This is a genomic window from Anaerohalosphaeraceae bacterium (genome assembly GCA_035378985.1).
GTDB lineage: Bacteria > Planctomycetota > Phycisphaerae > Sedimentisphaerales > Anaerohalosphaeraceae > JAHDQI01.
In genome coordinates, this window is record DAOSUR010000001.1 from 264905 (window position 1) to 284379 (window position 19475).

Genomic DNA, 19475 nt, shown 5'->3' on the forward strand with positions numbered 1-19475 from the left:
AAAATAATCTTCCTGTAATCACCCAATTACCCCAAATCTCTTCATTTAACGGCATACTCTTTTTCCGGGCACTTTGCTTCAATTGCCTCGAGAATCTGTTGAAGAGTTTGCCGGCTGTCGTCCGCCAAACAAAGAGATTTATCGGACAGTAATTGCCGACATAGCTGAGCCGCCCCCAACAGGTTTTTCCGTTCCAAATTGACCTGCACTTGTTTAAAACCTTCTCGGACCAAAATTTCAGACCTCCTCTGTCTGTATTTTTCCGCACACTGAGCAAAAATCTCTCCCTTTCTTTGACGATACGTCTCGGCATGCTTTTCAAAAATGGAGATGATATAATTCCAGAATTGTTTTTTCCTTTCAAAATCATCCCCCTTTAAAAACGGATATAATTGCTCCGGGCGATATCGTTCAATCATTTCCTCCAAACACTGTGCTGTAATGCGATGGCGCTGTTCATAACGTGCGTTATTGCTTCTATCCATCCTTCGATAAAAATATCCGCAGCCCCCTGCAACCCTTCGGAAGCGAATCTGAGGTCCGCATCGGCACAAAAAATCAAAATCCTCCACATTATCCAGTTCCCGATACAATCCGGTTTTTTCGAACAGAGCCCGCCGCTTCAGCGAACCGGAATTCGGAATCGGTGAGTTGCCTCGGGCAAACAGAAGAGCCGGAAGAATCTCAGGATTTTCGATAGAATCGTATTTCCATTCCACTCCCGTCGGCTTTTCGGTTTCATCCACCAACGTTAGTTTTTCCGGATAATAATAATCATAATCCGGATTCTGTATCACAAATGTAATCATTCGTTCCAGATAATCCGGGGTGATAAAATCATCCGAATCAACCCCCAGTACAAATTGCCCACGTGCCTCCTGAATCGCCCGGTTGATTGCCGAAGCAAAGTTTTTATGCGGCTGGGAGAAAAACCGGATTCTCCGATCTTGAAAAGACTGCACCACCGTCGCCGTATCATCCGTACTGCCGTCATCCACAACCACCAGTTCAAAATCTCGATACGTTTGAGCCAGAACCGACTCAATCGCCTGCCGGATAAACGAGGCCGTATTATAGGCCGCCATACAAACACTCACCATCAGCCGGACGGCAGGACCGGAAGCCGGCACCGCAACAGATGGACCGGCCGCAGAATCGGACTTCGATTCCGGCAGAAACGGCCTGCGAATGATTTGATTCCGGTTTTTTGTGTACAATTCCCGAATGAATTGGTCTTCCTGATGTCGGGTCCCCGCGCTTCGCTCCAAACCGCCCGGATTGCGGTAATACAGCCCCAGCGGAACCCGATTGAGCAGAAACGAATGCGTCTGTGAAACCCGCAGGAAGAATTCCCAATCGCCGGAGACCTTAAAGGACGGGTCAAAATAACCGTATTCATCGTGGAGAGACCGTCGCCACATCGGCTGAGGCCCCATAAAATTGCCCTTCAGCAATGCTTCACGGGAAAACGGGGGATGCCAGTCCGCCAATTCGGAAGGCGTTTTGGTCTGCCAGGTCCGATGAGGCACATCCGTAATATAAAAATGAGAATAGACCGCCGCCTGGTCAGGATTTTTCTCGAGCAGGTCCGCCAATACTTCCAGCATCTCCGGGGCATGGCGGTCATCGGTATTCGCATTCGTCAAATACTTGCCGCAGGAAGCCCGGATGCCCCGGTTCCAGGCCGCATAAACCGTTTCCCGCTCCGAGGTTCGAAGATAAAGAATGGAACCTGAGCGTTTCTGGAACTCCTCCACAATCTCCCACTCATTCTCCGGCGAGCCGCTGTCCACCACGACTATTTCCAGGAGCCCTTTTTGAAAAAGGGTCTGATTCGTCAGATCTTCCAGACACCCGCGAAGAAACGCTTCCGACTTGTATGCCGAAACAATCGCTGAAACCAGATAACTCATCGGCCTGCTGATACCTCCAATTGATGAACATGGTTTATGCCGTTTTCAAACCGGTCAGAAAAAACGGCATCTGCCGTTGAAGGAACAACGGGTTCCAAAATTCGAACGGAACCGCAGATGATGCCGAAGATAAACTCACAATAAGCCAGGTTTCTCTGAACTACCTCCAAGGGAACTTTTTTTTGAGTCAGAATAATATGATAGCATTTCCAGGCATTGCCGAATACTCCGGCCAGATTCTGAAACGGATTATACCCCGTTTTTTCAGCACACAATTCCAAAAGCCGTTCATAAAAATAACGGCCCATCCGGTACCACAGTTTCATATCCCAATTCAGAGGATGTTTCTGGTGATAGGCAATCGGTTCCTGAAAACGAACCAGCGGCACCTGACTCAGAATACAGACGATCGGGAAATAATAATCCCACCAAGGCACTCCCAGACAGAAAACAGAAGGCGGAATCTGCTCCAGAAGGCGGCGATGAAACAAAAAAGCATCCACACCTCCGAGAAACATATCTCCTTTCTCTTCATCCAAATTCTGCACGCCTATGCGATGGACACAGAGGACGGCCTTTCGGGTTACTTCCCTCAGAACCCTCCGATGTGCCGGTGTCATTTTCAAATGAATATCCGAATTAATCAGGCCGACAATCGATGCCCCCGTCTCCTTCAAAGCCGTCAGCAAATCATCAATATAAATCAGCGGTTTGCCGAAATGCTCCTTTCCGTTTCGCCGCGCAGGAACAAACCCTACCTGCGGAAACAGCGGACGCAGCAGCTCAATTTCTTCCGGATTATTCACACTCATCACCGAAAAGCCCGCCTTCAGCCAAGATTGAACCGCCCGCTGCTGAAGGTCCAGGTTCCGGGGCGATATGCTCGTTGCCAGAACCGCATCTGCATTCCGATTGGGAAAACCGCTCCTTGTCATTTCCAAGATTCAACCTCCGTTTTCGAACATCCTGCCGCACTTTCCTGCAGGGCCCCAACGGCTCCTGTGTCAACCAGCAGGGTCTGGCATCTTTGTTCCAGAGAAAGGGGAACCGGCTGGTCAGAACAGAGAGACCTGCAGATTCGTATCTGCTCCATCGCCAGTTCCGCCGCCGACTGAACCAAAGGTGATAATCCGTTTTTCCTGTACTGTTCCGCCAGTGAAACAAAGACTCCGGCCGCCAGCGAGCGGAACAGATACTCCTTTTTCCAACCCTGATAAGATTCCCAATGGGCCTCCGGAAACAGCTGTTCCGGTGCAAAGGTATCCAGATACCTCCGAAGAACGGAAAAATGCGTCGCGGCTTTCTCCGGCGTAACGGTCTTGGACCAGGCATTTCCTCGGATTCGCCGCCCATAAAACGATTTGGGCCAATAGCGGAAAACCAATCCCTGTTTCAGAAACCGTCGCCACATATCAAAATCCTCCGCCACCCAAAGCGACGGATCATACTCGCCGATTTGCTCAAATACTCTCCGGCGAATCATCGTACGGAACGGAAGAAGCGGAAAACCGGCATGGAAGAACTCCCGAATCAGCTGATTCGAGTCGGAAAATTCCCGCTGCTGATGAACCCGAATCGTCCTGCCTTCTTCGTTGATCAGAATCGTCTTGCAGTAAATCAGGTCGGCCTCCGGATGCTCGTCAAAAGCGGCCAGCATCTGTCCCAAATGATCCGCCGACAAATAATCATCCGCGTCCAGCATCACAAAATACTCTCCCTTTGACCGACGGATTCCCTCATTTCGAGCCGCCGAAGGCCCCCCTCGTTCCTGAACAAAATATCGAATTCGCTCGTCTTCATACCGCTTGACAACGGCTTCCGTATCATCTTCTGAGCCGTCATTAATGACCAGCAGTTCAAAATGCGGATAATTCTGAATCAAAACACTCTCAATCGCCTCCCCGATAAATTCTCGGGCATTATGAGCCGGCAGAATCACCGACACAAGCGGATTGTCCTTTCGGATACAGCGCGGAATTGTGGAAATGTACGGATTGCCGTACCGCCTGCCGACCAGATACCGTTCATACAGGGAATGAATCGGCTTGCGATGCTCCGCGCTGTTCGGATTGTTGTAATAGATTCCCAGAAATTCAGGCACTCTCTTGAACGGATAACGGGCGGCAATTCGAAGCCAGAAGTCCCAGTCGCCGGCGACCGTCAGCGACTCATCAAAATACCCCAGTTCCTCATGGAGCGACTTTCGCCACATCGGCTGTGACCCCACACAGCATCCAAACAGCAGCCGCTCATACGTATAATCCGGACGCGGAATCTTCTCCCCCCACTCCAGTGTAAACATTTCCTGGGGGATAGGGCTGATAATCTGATCCCCGTAAACAAGGCCGACCTCCGAATGAGCATCGAGCGTATCCGCCAAAATCTCCAGGGCATCCGACCGATACCGGTCATCCGTATTGGCACTGGTCAGGTACCTGCCTGCCGCCAGCCGAACCGCCCGATTCCAGGCCGCATAAATTGTCTCCCGCTGCGGCGTACGCAGATAACGAATATTGGGATACTCCTCCTGATATTCCCGAACAATTTGTCCTTCATTCTGCTGAGACCCGCTGTCAATCACAAGAATTTCAAGCTGCCCTTTTTCATAAAGAGTCTGGCCGATTAAATTCTCCAGACATCCTGCTATATAGGCCTCCGAATTATAGGTTGAAACAATGGCACTGACACGAATCTCATTCGAGGAGACAACCTGAACAGTCTTCTTCGGCTTCACGCTCGGCAGCGTTTTTAGATAACGGCTGATTTCCAATTCCGAAATCGGCGGGGGAGCCGGACGCAGAGGGGGGCGCAGCTCCGGCGGCTGTTTTTCATATTCCTGCTGCTCGGCTTCTAAAATCGCTTCGGCTTCCCGATTGTATTGCTCAATAAAATCGGCGGTTTTCTGGCCGCTGTGATACCGAAATGCCCCCAGATAAGCCTCTGCGGTGAACAAATCAGCGTATCGGAAAAAACGCATCCACAGCTCAAGGTCACCGGCCAAATACGACTCCTTTTTCAGACAGGCGCCCGCCTTTTCCCACAAACTCCGACGCCAGAATGTCCCTTCCTGCTGAATGTATTTGTAGTCTTTCTGCAAATAGCGAGCGCGATTCCAAAGTTTCACATACGGATTTGCACAAAGGATTGTCCCGTCTTCCCGAAGGGTACATATCTTTGCCGTAAGCCAGGAAACATCCGGACGATTTTGGAAAATCGCTGCTGCCTTGAAAAAGGCATCGGGCAAAAATATGTCGTCGGAATTCAGCCACGCCAGAATTTCCCCGGTCGAACGCCGAAATCCCTCTTCAACCGCCGCATACTGACCTCCATCCGGCTTGCTCTGCCAGTATGTCAGATATTTCTCGTATTTCTTAATAATCTCCACAGAGCCATCCGTACTGCCCCCATCCATAATGATGTATTCCAGATTCGGATAGCCCTGATTCAGGACCGACTGAATACACGCCTCCAAATACTTGGCCTGATTAAAGGACGGCGTCACCACCGTGATTTTCGGCCAAGTCGATTGAGGGGCAATCTCCGCCCGGCTTGATTTGGAACTCTGACCGGTTCCTCCCTGCGGTTTCGGCTTCGGCGCCTTCTGCCACAAAACCTGATAAGAAAACGGTCGACCGAATGACTCATAAGGAATATGGTTAGACGGCATCCACCATTTCTCATAAGCCGACTTGGACATTGTGTACAAATCGGGGTCGTTGATGAGCTCTTGAGGCACCACCCACCGATTGAGGGTTTTCTGCGTAAAGAAAAAGTTTTTAACCTGCCCGTGAACCCAAACCCCATTGGGCCTTATAATTGTGTCAACAAGATAAAAACTGTAACCGCCCGGTTTTAAGACTCGATTAATGTCGTCTCGTATATTCTGATGAATCTTCGGATTCTCCGGGACATGTTCCAGGGTTGAAATAGAAAAAACAAAATCGAAATAATTATCCGGCAATTCCGAATTGAAATTGCCCATATAATCTCGTACTAATTTATAATGGCCCTTTGTATCCAGTTCCAATGGACCATGCCCATCTCCCTGCAGGGGATCGATATTCCAGCATTCGTAATCTCGATAAAAATGCTCTAAGATTCTCGAATGTCCTCCGCCTACATCCAAAATTCTTGACCCCTTCGGAATATGACGCTTAAGAAATTCACAAACCAAAAGGTCCTGATACCGCTTCAGATCCCAGTTATCCGGGTCCACCGGCCTGCCGAATAATTCCTGAGACGACTGCTGAAACAATTGAAAATGCCATTTTTTTGAATAGGTAAACTCATCCGCGTTGTCTATGATCGAAAACTCCATCGGATTGTTGAAAACAAGAGTTTTCTCCTTTCCCCGCTGCGACAAGGGCTTCCTATCCGAAACAGAATAAATCTCTACATTCTGAAAAGGAACAGCATCCTCAAAAAGTTTCCACTCCGGTCCACCGACTGATTTTTGGTAAGATGCTGAATCGGGAATGAAAATCCGCGGTTTGTCGGCGGATGATTCCAGCGTTTTTTCGACGGCTTCCGATAAAACAAACGGCTGCAAATCCTGGACGCAGTAGGTCTTCTGCTGGCTGTAGCGGCAATTCCAGTTGCATCGATAGCAATCCAGCGGCAAGGCCGCCAATGTGGTTTTTGGGCTGTAGGGCATAAACCGTCCGAAATGCCCCCCGCCGATAACTATCACATGCGGCACTCCCAGTGCTGCCGCAATATGAGCCAAACCGGTTTCCGCACCCACAGCCAGTCGAGCATATTTTATCAAAGCAGCACTCTGACGCAGGGTAAGCCCTCCGCATAGATTGAACGTCTGCACCCCGATTCGGTTCAGCGGATCCAGATTCCGCTGGTTCATCTCAGAATCGCTTTTGCTCCCCAATGCAATCACCGTCATTCGACGGCTGAGGGCCGTCTTTTCCAGCGCCCTGCCATATTCGTCATAAAAACGAAGATGCACCCGAGCCCCGGCAAACAAAATCACCGCCCGCTCCGGCGCCACGCTGTGTTCCTCATACCAGCGGCGGGCAAACGCTTCATCCTCCTTTGTCAGCCAAATCATCGGGGTTAAGGATTCTACCTCACAGCCAAGCCCTTTGAGAAAATCCCGGTGCCGTTCCAGCTCCGGCTTCCAAGCACCCGGACTTGGAATCAACTGTGTGTACCAGCAGTCTGACTCGGCTTTTTGCTCCGGTGAAATATTGGTGCAGTCTCCTTCCATTCCAATCCGGACAGGAATTTTGGACAGATAAACCAATCCGTCCATTAAATACTGCCGGGAATAGACCGAATGCAGCAGCCAATCCGCCCGCAGCTTCCAAATCTTAGGAGCCCATTTTTGAAGGAATTCCGACGGCTTGTATGTCTCTTCCGTTCTGAAGCGGAGAATCTCATCGACATACGGACAGGCCTCATAAAGCGGCGCCGTTGATTCCTGAATCAGCACGGTCAGCCGCGCCTTCGGAAACCGCCTGCGGATTACCGGCAGCATTGAGGCGGAAAGCACCGCGTCCCCAATGGCATCCGGACGCAGCCAGAGAATATGTTTCGGCTCCGGCAGCGGCTCAGCCGTCATCCGGGGCTTGGGCTGGGGCTCAAAGCGGGCGATGCAGAACCCAAACTTTTCTTTGGAAGCCGTCAGAATCTCGAACCGTTTGTCGTTCTGCATCTGCTGAAAACTGCGGTAATGCTTGACATGGTAGATATCATCCAGCGCAAGAATACAGGGGCCTTTGAGCCGCTCCAGAAGATATTGAAACTCAATCCAGCCCAGATGCCCCGCACTGTCGAGGAGTACAAAATCCGGCCGGCCGTCGAAGGCCTCCAGGCACCGTCCCAGCAGGTCATCCGGTACGTCCGGAAAATCCGTCTCCTGATAATACCGTTCGGCCCGTACCGGCTCCGGATGGTCCACAAAAATCGATTCGCCGCCGGCTGTCTGGGAAACATAGGTCTGAATCTGGTCACGGGCAGGCAGCAGCCGTCGCGGAATCGACAGACCGCACAGCGGTTTGACCGGATAACCTCTGCTTTCCAGATAGGTCTTTGCCTGGGCATAGTAGTTCGGATTGACCTCTATCGTAAAAAAGGTTCCTTCGATGCCGCTGCGGCACATCGCCTCCGCCAGAATCGTGGTGGTTCCTCGGCCCAGATAGGTTCCGGTTTCGATAATCTTTCGCGGCCGCCGTTCCTGAAAAACCCGCGCAATGGCTTCTGCAAATGCTGAGCCGTTTTCCACCGCCATTCCGTTTTTGACATACTCCTCCGCCACCTTCAGCGAAGAACTCTTTGCAGGAGTCAACTCGGCTTGACGGAGAAACTCTTCCGGAAGAATCCCCTTCAGAAAAACAGCCGTCCCGTTGTCCTGTTTGGTATTCAGCAGAAGTCTGAATTCCAAGAATTCCCGTACAAACCGCTTTGCTGCCTCCAGCAAATAAGAGAACTGCGGATGAATCAAGTCATCGAACACAATCACCCCGCGGTCCGCCAGCAGCTTTCTCGCGTCGAGCAGATCCTCCCATGCTCCCGCTTGTGAATGGTCGCCGTCCACGGTAATCAGGTCGAATCGTCGCCCTTCCTGAATCAACTGTTTGAGAACCTGACGGCTGTCGCCCTGAATCAGATGAATCGCAGTTCGGAGGCCTGTTTTCAGCAGAAACGTCTGAAGTTGTTTCTGAGTATATTCGCGGGTATTCGGCAGGCCCGAATAACACCCCGTCCACAAGTCCACACCCACCGCAAGGTCAAGTTCACTTTGTCCCAGCACCTGAACCATCGAAGCACCGGTCCGCACCCCGATTTCCAAATAGGTCTTTGGTTTCAGCCGTGCCGCCGTATAAGCCAACGCAACGTGAAGGTTCCAAAACGGTTTTCCTTCAGAAAGATACTTCTGTATCATCGCAATCCGATTGCGGATCGGCTCATCTGTTTCAATCATCTGCCAGTTTTGAAGCACCCGAGCCGCAACAGCCGGCGAACCCAGAATTGGGAGCGTCTTTTCCTCCGGGAAAACCGCATCAGCCGTTCTGATCTTTTCCATAAAATCCCTCATGACCTCTGGATGAATCCCCGTAAACCGTTCGGTGTGCGAATCCCGATCGCCTGTCCAAACAGGCCATTTCTTCTCAATTTCCTCCCGATTTTCCGGTGTCCACTTCAAAAAGCACTCCTCATACCACGCCTGCAGGTCCAGATTCCACATCCGCCCCCAGCCGTACCGGCGGTACAATTCTATTTTCTGGCGAACCTGCTCCTCCGTTACATAACTGTAATGAAAGGGAATGATGCCCAGCCGACGCGTCGTCTGCCCGTCGAGCAGCTTCATCTGTTCGGTGGTCTGACTGCAGCCGGGCCAGCGTAAAGTCGGAGGCCGATGGCTCGTAAACACTGCTCCCGGTTTGTACTTGAACAGACGACGATAATGATGAGCCGGTTCAAAAAACTTAGGCGAGACGAAAATATAATCCAGGCCTTTCCAGAAATTGTCCGGAATAAAATTCACCTGCGTGATGGAGGGGTCACTCTTCAGGAGAGTCCGTATTTTTTCCAAATCCTCCCGCTTATAGACCTCATCTGAATCAATCAGCCAGACATAATCGCCGGTCACGTACCGAAGGGCCTCGTTCTGCATTTCGCATTTTTCCGGCCAGCGGCCCTGAATCAGACGAATCTTATGCGCCGGGTCCGGAAAGGTTCGCAGAAATTCCACCGTGCCGTCTTTGCTCGAACCGTCCGGATTGGCGGCAAACAGACACTTTTCCACCGCTCCTTCCACAATGATAATCTCATGAGCAAACTCATAAATAGACTTCAGACTGTACTCAATAAACGGCATTCCGTTGAGCACAATCATCACAAATGAAAACCGCGGCTGCGTGGATGACTGGGTTTTCTGCATTTGCCAATACTTTTTCCACTTCTCGTTGAATTCGTCGATTTCGCGGAAATCAATGAGTTGAAAACCTTTTTCAAAAAACCGTTCGATCCCATACTGATTCAGAGCTTTAGACAAAGTTGCCGGTTCACAATCCCGCGTAGGGAAGTAAACAATATGATAATCCCGAAACCGCACAGGCGTCTCCCGGATGCAAATTTCCGGATGTTTTTGGAGCCGGCAGCGCAGCACACCTTCCGGATTCCGTTTGGCTTCCAGATAAACTCGATAAATGTCTTCCATCGCTTCAAAACGCCACACCGAAAAAAAGTCCCGTACCGTTCCGAAACAGATATGATCACAAATCACTTCTTCCGGGATAAAATAGCTTTTAGCAAAAGTCAGTGTTTTCTCGGAACCGTCCAGCAGGAGAGGAAATTCCGGATTAAGAACCGCACAATCCGTCCGCAAGCGCAGAATATAGCGATAACGGGAAAAATCAGGCAGCTGCTCCAAATAATGACAGAGTACATTGACAGAAAAAAACATCCCCATCGTGGCATTGATGGACGAATTGGACCCTGTCTGAAGTCCAACAGCCTGTGCAAAATCCTCCGGTCGATAAGGTTCCTGCCGAATCAGGACTTTGGTGCGCGGATTTTTCTGGACCTCTTCCAAATCCTCCACTTCTTGAGCCCGGACTTTATTGCCGAGGTCCTTTTTCCAGATATGGTAAAAACAATCATAATCATATCCGCGGAAAATCCGGTCAATCATCCTCGACACATAGACGGTATAACGAACCGGCCCGCAGACAAAGATTGCAATCTTTCCGTCAGAAGGTTTCATAAAACCTTTATCCCCGTTTCACACATCCACGTTTTCTGAAACCGTTCAATCCCTTCCACACACCCCAAATCGTATTTGGCCCGGACCGCCGTCGGAATCAGCTCATAGCCGCGTTCAATCAGATAATTGAAAGCCGGTCCGACATAGTACTCCTCACCGGTTTTCGGTCCTTTTTCAAACTGCATTTCAAGGGCCTCCCGCAAAGCCCTGCCGCAGGACAGGGCATAAACGCCCGCACTGGCCAAATTGGAAATATTTTGCTTTTCCACAACTCGAACAATCCGGCCGTCCCGGATTTCGACATAACTCGAACGGCTGCCGAAATTGGCGTATACAGGCAGAAATCCCTGCCGCTGTGAGGTCCATTCAAACCGTTCAAAATCAATAAATTGATCGCAGTTCACCACCGCCGCCGGCAAAGGATTGTCAAAATGATTCCGAGCGGCATACACAGATGCCGAAGGGCCCGGCGGCGTAGTCGGACAAGTCACCAGGTGAAAGGGTCTGCCCGGCACAATCGCATCCAGCATCTCGGCCAGCTGCGACTCGACTTCATACTCCGCCGCAAACGACTCCGTCGTAATAAAAACCAGCTCATCTTCCGGAAGAATATGGCGGCGAATCGACACAAGAAGCCATTCAATAACCTTCCGACCTCCGATTTCGATAAAGGGCTTAAAAGCCCCCAGCGTCTGCGTACGGCTTCCGCGTCCGGCCATTGGGAAAATCCAAATCATGCCTCGACCCTTTCCGTCTGTGCACCGACCGTCTCATTTTGTCCGGAATTCGTAAGCCGTTTGGACGCAAAACGGTTCGGTCTGGTCAGAAATATCATTTGCCCATCCTGCTGAGGCAAATCGATAAAAGTCCGTCCAATCAAAGGCAAAACATATTCCAAATACGCATCCGTTACATCATACTCGCCTGCGGCAATCCATTGCGGCGGCATTCGACGCGAATAATCCTGAATCCGGGAAAAAGAAACGCATCGAAACTCTGCCCGGCCCTCTCCGCCAACCGAACGAGCCATCGAGCCCAGAAAACTCCGTTCTCCCTCCAAAAGAGCCCGCATGGTCAAACGGCCTACTTCATAAGCCCGCATCAGGTCCAGTTCTGATAGAAAAAGACTGTCGCTTCTCTGATCAATCGTAGGAATAAAGGACCGGGCCTGAATCCCCATATCCGCCAGATGATTCACCAGATTTTGGGCCGCCGTGGTGCGGCTGCTGCCGTACATTACCTGGCCGCTTCGATCATATCTCTCTCCCAAATCTCCCACATCATAGCCCTCCGACATTACTACAACAGCCCTGCCGCAGCGAATAACGATCTGTTCAATCGCCCCCAAAACCTCCTGAAGCGGCCGCTGGTCCTCCGGCAGCAGAATTAAAAGCGGCATCTGACGCTCCGGGTCCGCCAGACGGGCACAGCCGGCCAGAAAACCGGTCTTACGTCCGAAGGTCTGCGCAATCAGAACTGTATCATGTTCACACGCCCCCTGATTTTCCTGATCCAGAATCAATGTTTTATGACGCCAATAATGAGCACAGCTCGGAAATCCCGGCGTATAGAGCACATCATCAAATTCCGCATCTCCCAAATCATTGTCCACCGTCTTGGCAGCCGAAGCAACCTGAACAACCTGCCCAAGACGAGCGGAAACAGCAATTGACTGCTTAATGGTTCCATTCCCCCCAATATTGATAAAATATCGAATTTGATAGGCATCGAAAATCCGGCCCAGCTGGTTCAGTTCCGACTCTTCGAGGGGTTTAATTCTCGCCGTACCGGCAAATCCCGAAGACGGGGTATACGCCAGAAGCTCCAGCTCCTCCGGGGTCATCTCCGTCAAATCCAGCATGGATTCCTTCAGCACCCCCTGAATGCCGGGACAGCCGACGTAAATCCTCCCCACCGCTCCGGAACCCTGAGCCGTCCGGATGATTCCGGCCAGGGTGGCATTAATCACACAGGTCGTGCCGCCGGACATCGCAATCAGAAGATTTCCAGACATTTTTTGACCCCGTCAAAAAACAGGCATCTCCAAACCCTCACCGGCCGGCATAGGCGCCGAGCGCTTTCAATCCCTCCCGAATCTGCCGCAGTTTTTCCGCCACCTCCTGCCGTTCGGCGGCAATGACCAGACAGATGTCCTGATAAAGCCCCTGAATCTTCTTCTTCTGCCCGGCATAGCAGGGACGCTCCAAAATCTTCTGTCGGGCAATCTGTGCGGAGATCGGCTGAGATTCCTCCGCCAGCCGAACTGCCCCGTCCAGGTCATACTTGCGCAGTTTCTCCAGCTGCCGCTCCAGCAGGTCGGTCAAATAAGCCAGCATCTGTTCGTCCTGTCCTGCCGGCTCCTCTGTTCGGGCCGGTGCACATCCCATCGCCTTGGTCATACTTCGTTCCTGCCTTTCTGTAGGGCCTTGTGTTCCAGTTCCTCCAGCAGCTGGCGGGCATCCTGATGCCCCGGCTCCAGCGCCAGAATATCCTTCAGCAGGTCCTGCGACTGCCGAATCTGACCTTCCTTGGCGTACAAAGCCGCCAGACAAAACATCACCGACGTATCCGCCGGATGCATCTGCAGATACACCTGCAGATAATGAATCACCTGCCGGAAGGTCCCCATCTGGCAAGACACCTGAAAGAGTCCCAGAAGGGCCGTCAGATGATTGTTGTCCAGTTCCAGACTTTTCAGATAATAATCAAAGGCCTGCTGCAGCCGTCCGCACTGCTGGGCAATCATGGCCAGCCCCGCCCAGGCCCGGCTGTTGCATCCGTCCAGCCGCAGCGCCACCCGAAAGGCCAGTTCCGCATCCTCCAGCCGTCCCTGCTGCAGTTCGATGACGCCGGTGCCCACATACGGCCCCGCCTCATCCGGTTCCAGCCAGGAGGCCTGCTCATAGCATCGGCGGGCACTTTCATATTCGCCCACGGAGGCATAGCAGTCCCCCAGTTCCTTAACAATCTCATACCGCTGCATCCATCCCTGATCGGGATTGTGCAATGCACCCGCTAAGTCCATACTCGGCTCTCCTCAGTTGACATCTCCGGCTCGTCTGCTGCCGGTTTGACTGCCTTTCGTCGAATCGGAGGAGTCCACCTCCTCTGCACCTCCGTTCCCTCGACAATCCTTCGGGCCTGCTCATAAAACTCAATCGCCCGACGGTAGTTTTTCTGCTTCTGATAGATGCGGGCCGCAAGCATCAGGCCGGACACGGTCGGCCGAACGGACAGCACCGGCTCCAGCACCTGCAGGGCCTCTCCGCAGCGTCCCGCCTGAATCAGCGCGTGGGCCTGACGCGTCCGCATCCACAACCCGTTGCCGAAATGCTCCGCCAGATACGCATAAATCTGGGCGGCATATCCCCAATCTCCCTCCTGCTGAACCTGTTCAGCCGCCGCCAGAAAATGGTCAAATCGAAACGGATATTCTTCAAACTTCGGCTTTCGAACGGAAAAACCCCCCGCCTGCAAAGACGCCCGCAGCGGCAGATGTCCATACTGCCGGCGCACCCGCCGGAGTTCCTCTGTTCGGAAAACCGCTCCCCAGCACGTTTCCGTCGCTTCGACCAGCTCAAAGGCCTGATAGGGCTGCCGGCACTCCAGCAGCGGACAAAGCGACCGCTCCAGCCAGGCCGCCTCATCCATCTCCGCCGCCAGTCCCGTCGGCACCAGCGCGGTATAGGCCCCTTCACAGACCGCCAGCATTCGGTCCACACGCTTTTCAAGGGAAGAAGCCGGCTCCGCCGGCACCACAACCACATTCGGCACCGCCGGCCGCCATCCGGACGCCTGCTCCGGACCGAGCGCCACATAAATCTGCTGCGGATAAAAGGTATGGGACCACAAATCACGAAGCGTTTGCTCCAGCAAGGCATCCGCACGTTCAGCCAGAACCAAAACCGACAAATCCTCCACACACGGCCAGGGTTTGGGCGGACGAGTCGTGCGGATAGTCAGCACATTCCGCAAATAGTCCTGGACATTCTTTCGGCGCTGAACGGAAATCCGGTCGCACTCCCCAACCGGCCCGTAATATTCCCCCGTAATCTGGGGGACGTGCAGAAAATCCGTATAAAAACACAGTTTGCGATTCAAATCCCAGTCAATCAGCACATTCAGGTTTTCGTTGTATCCTCCCGCCCGCTCCAGCAGGTCTTTTCGATGCATCACACTCACATGCAGGACGTGATTAAACTGAAGCATCAGCATCCGGTCGAAGTCCCGCGAGATTTCCAGATTTTTTGCCAGCGCAATCCGCCGCCCGTCCGGCTTGACCCGGCAGTGCACCTTATACAAATCGCTGTAAACAGCGCCGCAGCGGTCCTGGCTCTCGATCGCTTCGACCAGCCGCTGAACGTGATGCGGATAAAACTTGTCATCATCCCCCAAATAACAAATGTACTCGCCGCGGGCATGAGCCAGGGCCTCGTTAAACGAATAGGGAAGTCCTCGATTCTCCGAGCGATTGATAAAGGTCAGCCGCCGGTCATCAAATCGACGCACCACCTCCTCGACATCCGCCCCGCCGTCCCGGACCAGCACCACCTGCAGATGCGGCCAGGTCTGCCTGAAAATACTTTCGAGCGCCTCGGCCAGGTATTGCGGCCGGTTGTATGTACTGATCAGGATACTGACCAGCGGACCATGTTGGGGACGTCGAAATGTCATCCTCTCACGAATCCGATTTCTCTGTGGTCTTCGGGGTTGCCCATGAAATAGTCAATCGTTCAACGGCCTCCAAAACGTCCTCCGGCTTGACCGGACAGACAGAAACAACAGCGGCTCCTTTTTTCATCGGCCAGCAATCCCACGAATTCCTGCCCAGATAGACCACCGGCAGCTGAATGGCAGCCGCCAGGGCCGCAATTTCCTCATCCTCACTGATGAGCAAATCACACTGCCGAAGAACCGTCGCGATTTCTCGAGCCGTCAGCTTCCCGCGAAGGTCTTTGGCCTCCTGCGCCGCTGCACCGCCTCCTCCTCCCACATACAGAAGCCCCGCACCCCATTTCTCTTTCAGCTGGCGGCTCAGTTCCGCCGACTGAACGGACAGCCAGCTGGACGAATCCGTCGAAATCGGTGCCAGGGCAATTCGCGGATGAGCCAGTTTTGACAGACCGAATCGCTGCGTGCGGACAAAATCAAAACTGTTTAAGATAATTTGAGGTGTCTGCTGCTGTTCCAGGCGAACTCCCAGTTGTCCCGCCGCATCAAACATCCAGTCCATACCGGCTCCTTTCTGCGGAGCTCCCCGCAGGTAAATCACTTTGTCAAAGGATTCCTTCAGCTCCCCGGCATCTCCATAAGCCAACCCGTGCACGCCGGGATGCCCGATGTATAAATCTGCATATTCATGACAGATTGTAATCTCCTGTTCCGATGCGGCAGCTTGTGCATAAATCCGAACAGCCGGCTGAGCCCACAGCGCCGGCAGCAAACCGGCCGGCGGAACAAGCAGAACCTTCATCCGTTTGGTTCCGGTGCCGTCTGACAAAATCGGCTGAGTCGGCTCACCGGACAACGGAGCGGAATCCTCCGTCAAAAAGGGACGGCGGACGGACTCCTTCCCGAACAAGAACAAACCGTTCCTGCTTCCGCCGGTCCCGCGGCTGTTCCTGAAATGGCTGAGAGCCGCTGAGCCGCCTCGAGGGCCTTCCTGGCCAGCTCCTCAATAGAGTCCGACGCCGAAACAGAGGAAGATTTGGCAGGCGCCGGCTCCTGCGGCCTCGGTTCGAAAGAAGCCCCCGAGGGAACAGAACCGCTGATGACAGAAGGACTTTGAACACTTGCCGCCGGTTCAACAGACGGCTGAGATTCATACGGAACCCCGCCGGAACGAAGCGAAATCTGATGTTCTATCTCCGAAAGGACTCGAACCAGCGGCAGATAAACCTGAACCGGACAGCAGCGGTTGACGACCCACTCCCGGTACCGCCGCGGCTCATACGCCCCTTCAAGAATCTGTCGGCAGAAATCCTCCGCCAGCACAAACACAAACTCCTTTTCCACAAACTCGCAGACGCCCGGGAACTGATGCACAACCGGACGAAGCCCCGCCGCCATCGCCTGCAGAACCCCCGGCATCGCCCGCCCGTCCACCGCCGTGGAAAGAATATAGTGCTTGTCCTTCAGCCACCGTGCCCAGCTGCGGGGAACCCCATCCAGAATCACCGCATTGTCCAGCCCCATCGTTTCAATCATCGATTCCACATAGGCACGAATCGTCTCATCTTCAAACTCGCCGGCCAGATACAGCCGCATATCGGCATCCAGATAATGCAGCTTCTGCATACATTGCAGCAGAAACATCGGATTCTGATGCGCCGTCCAGGGTCCTATGGCCGCCAGCCGCTTGCCTTTTCGCCGCTCTGTAAAACCAATCGTTTCGGGATCCACGCTCGGCCCCATGGACAAAACCTGCATAGACGAAGGAAGGGTCCCCAAACGCAGGCGAATCTGTTCTGCCGCCGCCTGGGAAGGAACAAACAAAGCCCGGATTCCCATCCAGTCAATCTGTTCCAGAGCGGGGTGATTCAGGTCTTCATAGTCCAGGAAAAGAATGGCAGGAGCATGCGGATCGCGTCCTTCCAGCAGGGCTCGGCCGATGCCCACAAAAATCGGAATGCTCCGCACATAAACTTCATCCGGCACCGCCGGCGGCTGTCCCCCCACAATCAAACGGATCGGATAGCGCAGTCCAAGATAGTCCTTGAGCCCCTCCAGACGACGTTCCTGCTCTGCATAGAGAAAAACCGCCGTCCGTTTGCTGCGGATAATCTCAATCATCGGACGCAGGATTTCCTGATTCGGCGCCAGCCGCAGCGAATACAGCAGCATTTCAATCGCCGGCCCAAATGCATGCTTTTCCACAAAACAATTGGCGATTCGATTCAGCGTATCTACATTCAGGATTTCCCGGTCCGCCATCTCGTCCAGCAGTCCGACCGCCTGTTCCGGCTGACGCTCCGCCAAATATGCTTCACAAAGGTTAAAAAGAACCTGGGTGAGCATCTCTCCCTGACTGTGCAAACGGGCTTTTTGGAAATGCTCGATGGCCTCCCGCCCCCGATGAAGACAGTACAGAATTGTACCGGCATCATTCAGGGCCTCGGGGTCATTGGGGTTCTCTCTCAAATACCCCTCCAAAAGCCCTAAGGCCTGCTCATATCGTCCCCCTTCCGCCAATTCCGTCGCCTGCATCAGCACTTTTCTATCCATTCCCGCCATTGTTCAACTCCCTTAATTGATTTTTGGGTCCGCAGTGTTCCTCCTTTTCTTGTGCAAATTCTATGCCTTAAAGTCAAAATCGCATTTTTGAGAGAGAAAAGACCAAATCCTGCCGCGTAAAATTAAGAAATGTCAAAAGTTCAAACACCCCCCCTCAGACGCAGGCAGTTGAAGCTTCCGTCTGCCTTGCCGCTGCTTTGAACGGCTGATTCTCAAAAGAAGCCAAAAGCTCATCTACAAGCCGCAGAGTACGACTTAAAGGATATCGCCTCTCCACAAACTCTCGATAAGCATTCGGCTCATATAGGTCCGATAATATCTGCCCGCAAAACTCTTCAGGAGTTGTAAACAGGTACTCCTGCCCGTAGATTTCCTCCGCACCCGGAAAATGATGGATAACCGGCTTTAGTCCTGCCGCCATTGCCTCGAGTATCCCCATTCCCTGGCTTTCAATAACACTGGCAGACACTAAATAATGCTTATCCGCAAGCCAGGAATCTATATCTTCCACCCAGCCGTGAAAATGAACAACCTCCTCGAGCCCCAGAATTCGGACTTGATGCTCCAGATACTGCTTCAAAAGCAAATCATCCAACTTGCCGGCAATGTGGAGATGATATTCCGGGTCAATCTGGTGCAATTCATACATACACTGGAGCAAAAACATCGGATTCTTTACCAAGCGAAGGTTGGCAATAAAAGCTATATTTTTCCCTTTTTCCCGCCGAATGAACGGAATCTTATCCACATCCACCCCGTTTGGAATCCGGACAATTGCTGTCTGCTTACGAATATCCGGCACCCAATGTTCCAGGGCCCGGAGTACATAGGAATTGCCTACCGTGACCAGCACATCCACATTCGGCCAATGAATCTGCTTCGGCCAGGGCAAATAGGCTTCATACCGATGAAGTCGAACGATAATGCGGCAGGTCTTTGGAAAGTTTGTGCCGATCTGGGCCAGATTGCTCGCCCACTCGAACCAGGAAATATCACTCCAGTTCATCAGCGACCGGATTTCATCGGACCGGCTGCCGCTGAACACGCGAACCGGGTAGCGCTGCTGCAGGTAGGACAAAATCGGCTTCAAAAACGTATCTCCATCGGCCCCGCAGAAAAAGGCAATTTTCGGACGATGAACTTTTAACTGCTCAATCGGCTCATCAAAAACAGAAGGAGTTTTCGAAACCGCCCGCCCCATCTGAAAGACCTCCATTGCGGAGGCCGGCTCCTGCCGGCGGAGGAAACAACCGGCAGCTTCCAGCACCAGGGAGTCATTCCAGCAGCCCTCATTCCGCATCATCCGAAAAAGCCGGACTGCCTCATCAGGACGGTTCAGCTTCAGCCAAGCCGCAGCCAAATCCGCCGGAGCTTCCTTGGGTCCATCCAGCAAAGAAAGGCATCGCTGAAAGCACCGAACGGCCCCCCGGAAATCTCCCTGCTGCATCGCCAGCCGTCCCGCCAGATGCCAGCCGGGCCCGTAGGTCGGGCGTGCCTTCAAAAACTCCCCAATTTGACGCCGAGCCGAATCAATTCGTCCGTCTTTAGCCGACTGAACGGCCTGCTGATACAGCTGCGTTGGAGAAGCCATTCCTGTCATTTCATGT

11 protein-coding genes are annotated in these 19475 nt (G+C 52.8%); all 11 read right to left on the reverse strand.

The window, feature by feature from the left end; translation table 11 throughout:
- Nucleotides 1-41: 41 nt before the first annotated feature.
- The 11 genes from PKY88_01220 to PKY88_01270 all read right to left on the reverse strand — a co-directional run bounded on the left by PKY88_01220 (nucleotide 42) and on the right by PKY88_01270 (nucleotide 19459).
- A complete protein-coding gene (locus tag PKY88_01220) occupies nucleotides 42-1913 on the reverse strand; it encodes a glycosyltransferase family 2 protein (protein HOQ03820.1) in 1872 nt (623 codons plus the stop codon).
- A complete protein-coding gene (locus PKY88_01225; protein HOQ03821.1) occupies nucleotides 1910-2854 on the reverse strand; it encodes a hypothetical protein in 945 nt (314 codons plus the stop codon). Before PKY88_01225 ends, PKY88_01220 begins: the two co-directional genes overlap by 4 nt.
- Nucleotides 2845-10635 carry a glycosyltransferase gene (locus PKY88_01230; protein HOQ03822.1) on the reverse strand — a complete coding sequence of 2597 codons (7791 nt, stop codon included), beginning with the start codon at nucleotides 10633-10635 and terminating at the stop codon, nucleotides 2845-2847. Before PKY88_01230 ends, PKY88_01225 begins: the two co-directional genes overlap by 10 nt.
- Nucleotides 10632-11372, reverse strand: a complete 741-nt coding sequence (locus PKY88_01235) for an NTP transferase domain-containing protein (protein HOQ03823.1) — start codon at nucleotides 11370-11372, stop codon at nucleotides 10632-10634. Before PKY88_01235 ends, PKY88_01230 begins: the two co-directional genes overlap by 4 nt.
- Nucleotides 11369-12649: a 6-phosphofructokinase gene (locus tag PKY88_01240; GenBank protein ID HOQ03824.1), complete on the reverse strand. Its 1281-nt coding sequence runs from the start codon at nucleotides 12647-12649 to the stop codon at nucleotides 11369-11371. Before PKY88_01240 ends, PKY88_01235 begins: the two co-directional genes overlap by 4 nt.
- Nucleotides 12650-12686: 37 nt before the next feature.
- On the reverse strand, nucleotides 12687-13034 hold the full coding sequence (locus PKY88_01245; protein ID HOQ03825.1) for a hypothetical protein: 348 nt from the start codon (nucleotides 13032-13034) through the stop codon (nucleotides 12687-12689).
- Complete coding sequence (locus tag PKY88_01250) at nucleotides 13031-13660, reverse strand: tetratricopeptide repeat protein (GenBank protein ID HOQ03826.1); 630 nt, start codon at nucleotides 13658-13660, stop codon at nucleotides 13031-13033. The genes PKY88_01245 and PKY88_01250 overlap by 4 nt, the downstream gene beginning before the upstream one ends.
- Nucleotides 13651-15309 (reverse strand): glycosyltransferase, encoded by a 1659-nt coding sequence (locus PKY88_01255; protein ID HOQ03827.1) that lies wholly within the window; start codon nucleotides 15307-15309, stop codon nucleotides 13651-13653. Before PKY88_01255 ends, PKY88_01250 begins: the two co-directional genes overlap by 10 nt.
- 4 nt (nucleotides 15310-15313) lie before the next feature.
- On the reverse strand, nucleotides 15314-16216 hold the full coding sequence (locus PKY88_01260) for a hypothetical protein (GenBank protein HOQ03828.1): 903 nt from the start codon (nucleotides 16214-16216) through the stop codon (nucleotides 15314-15316).
- Complete coding sequence (locus PKY88_01265) at nucleotides 16180-17868, reverse strand: hypothetical protein (GenBank protein HOQ03829.1); 1689 nt, start codon at nucleotides 17866-17868, stop codon at nucleotides 16180-16182. Before PKY88_01265 ends, PKY88_01260 begins: the two co-directional genes overlap by 37 nt.
- Before the next feature lie 154 nt (nucleotides 17869-18022).
- A complete protein-coding gene (locus PKY88_01270; GenBank protein ID HOQ03830.1) occupies nucleotides 18023-19459 on the reverse strand; it encodes a glycosyltransferase in 1437 nt (478 codons plus the stop codon).
- Between the last annotated feature and the right edge of the window lie 16 nt (nucleotides 19460-19475).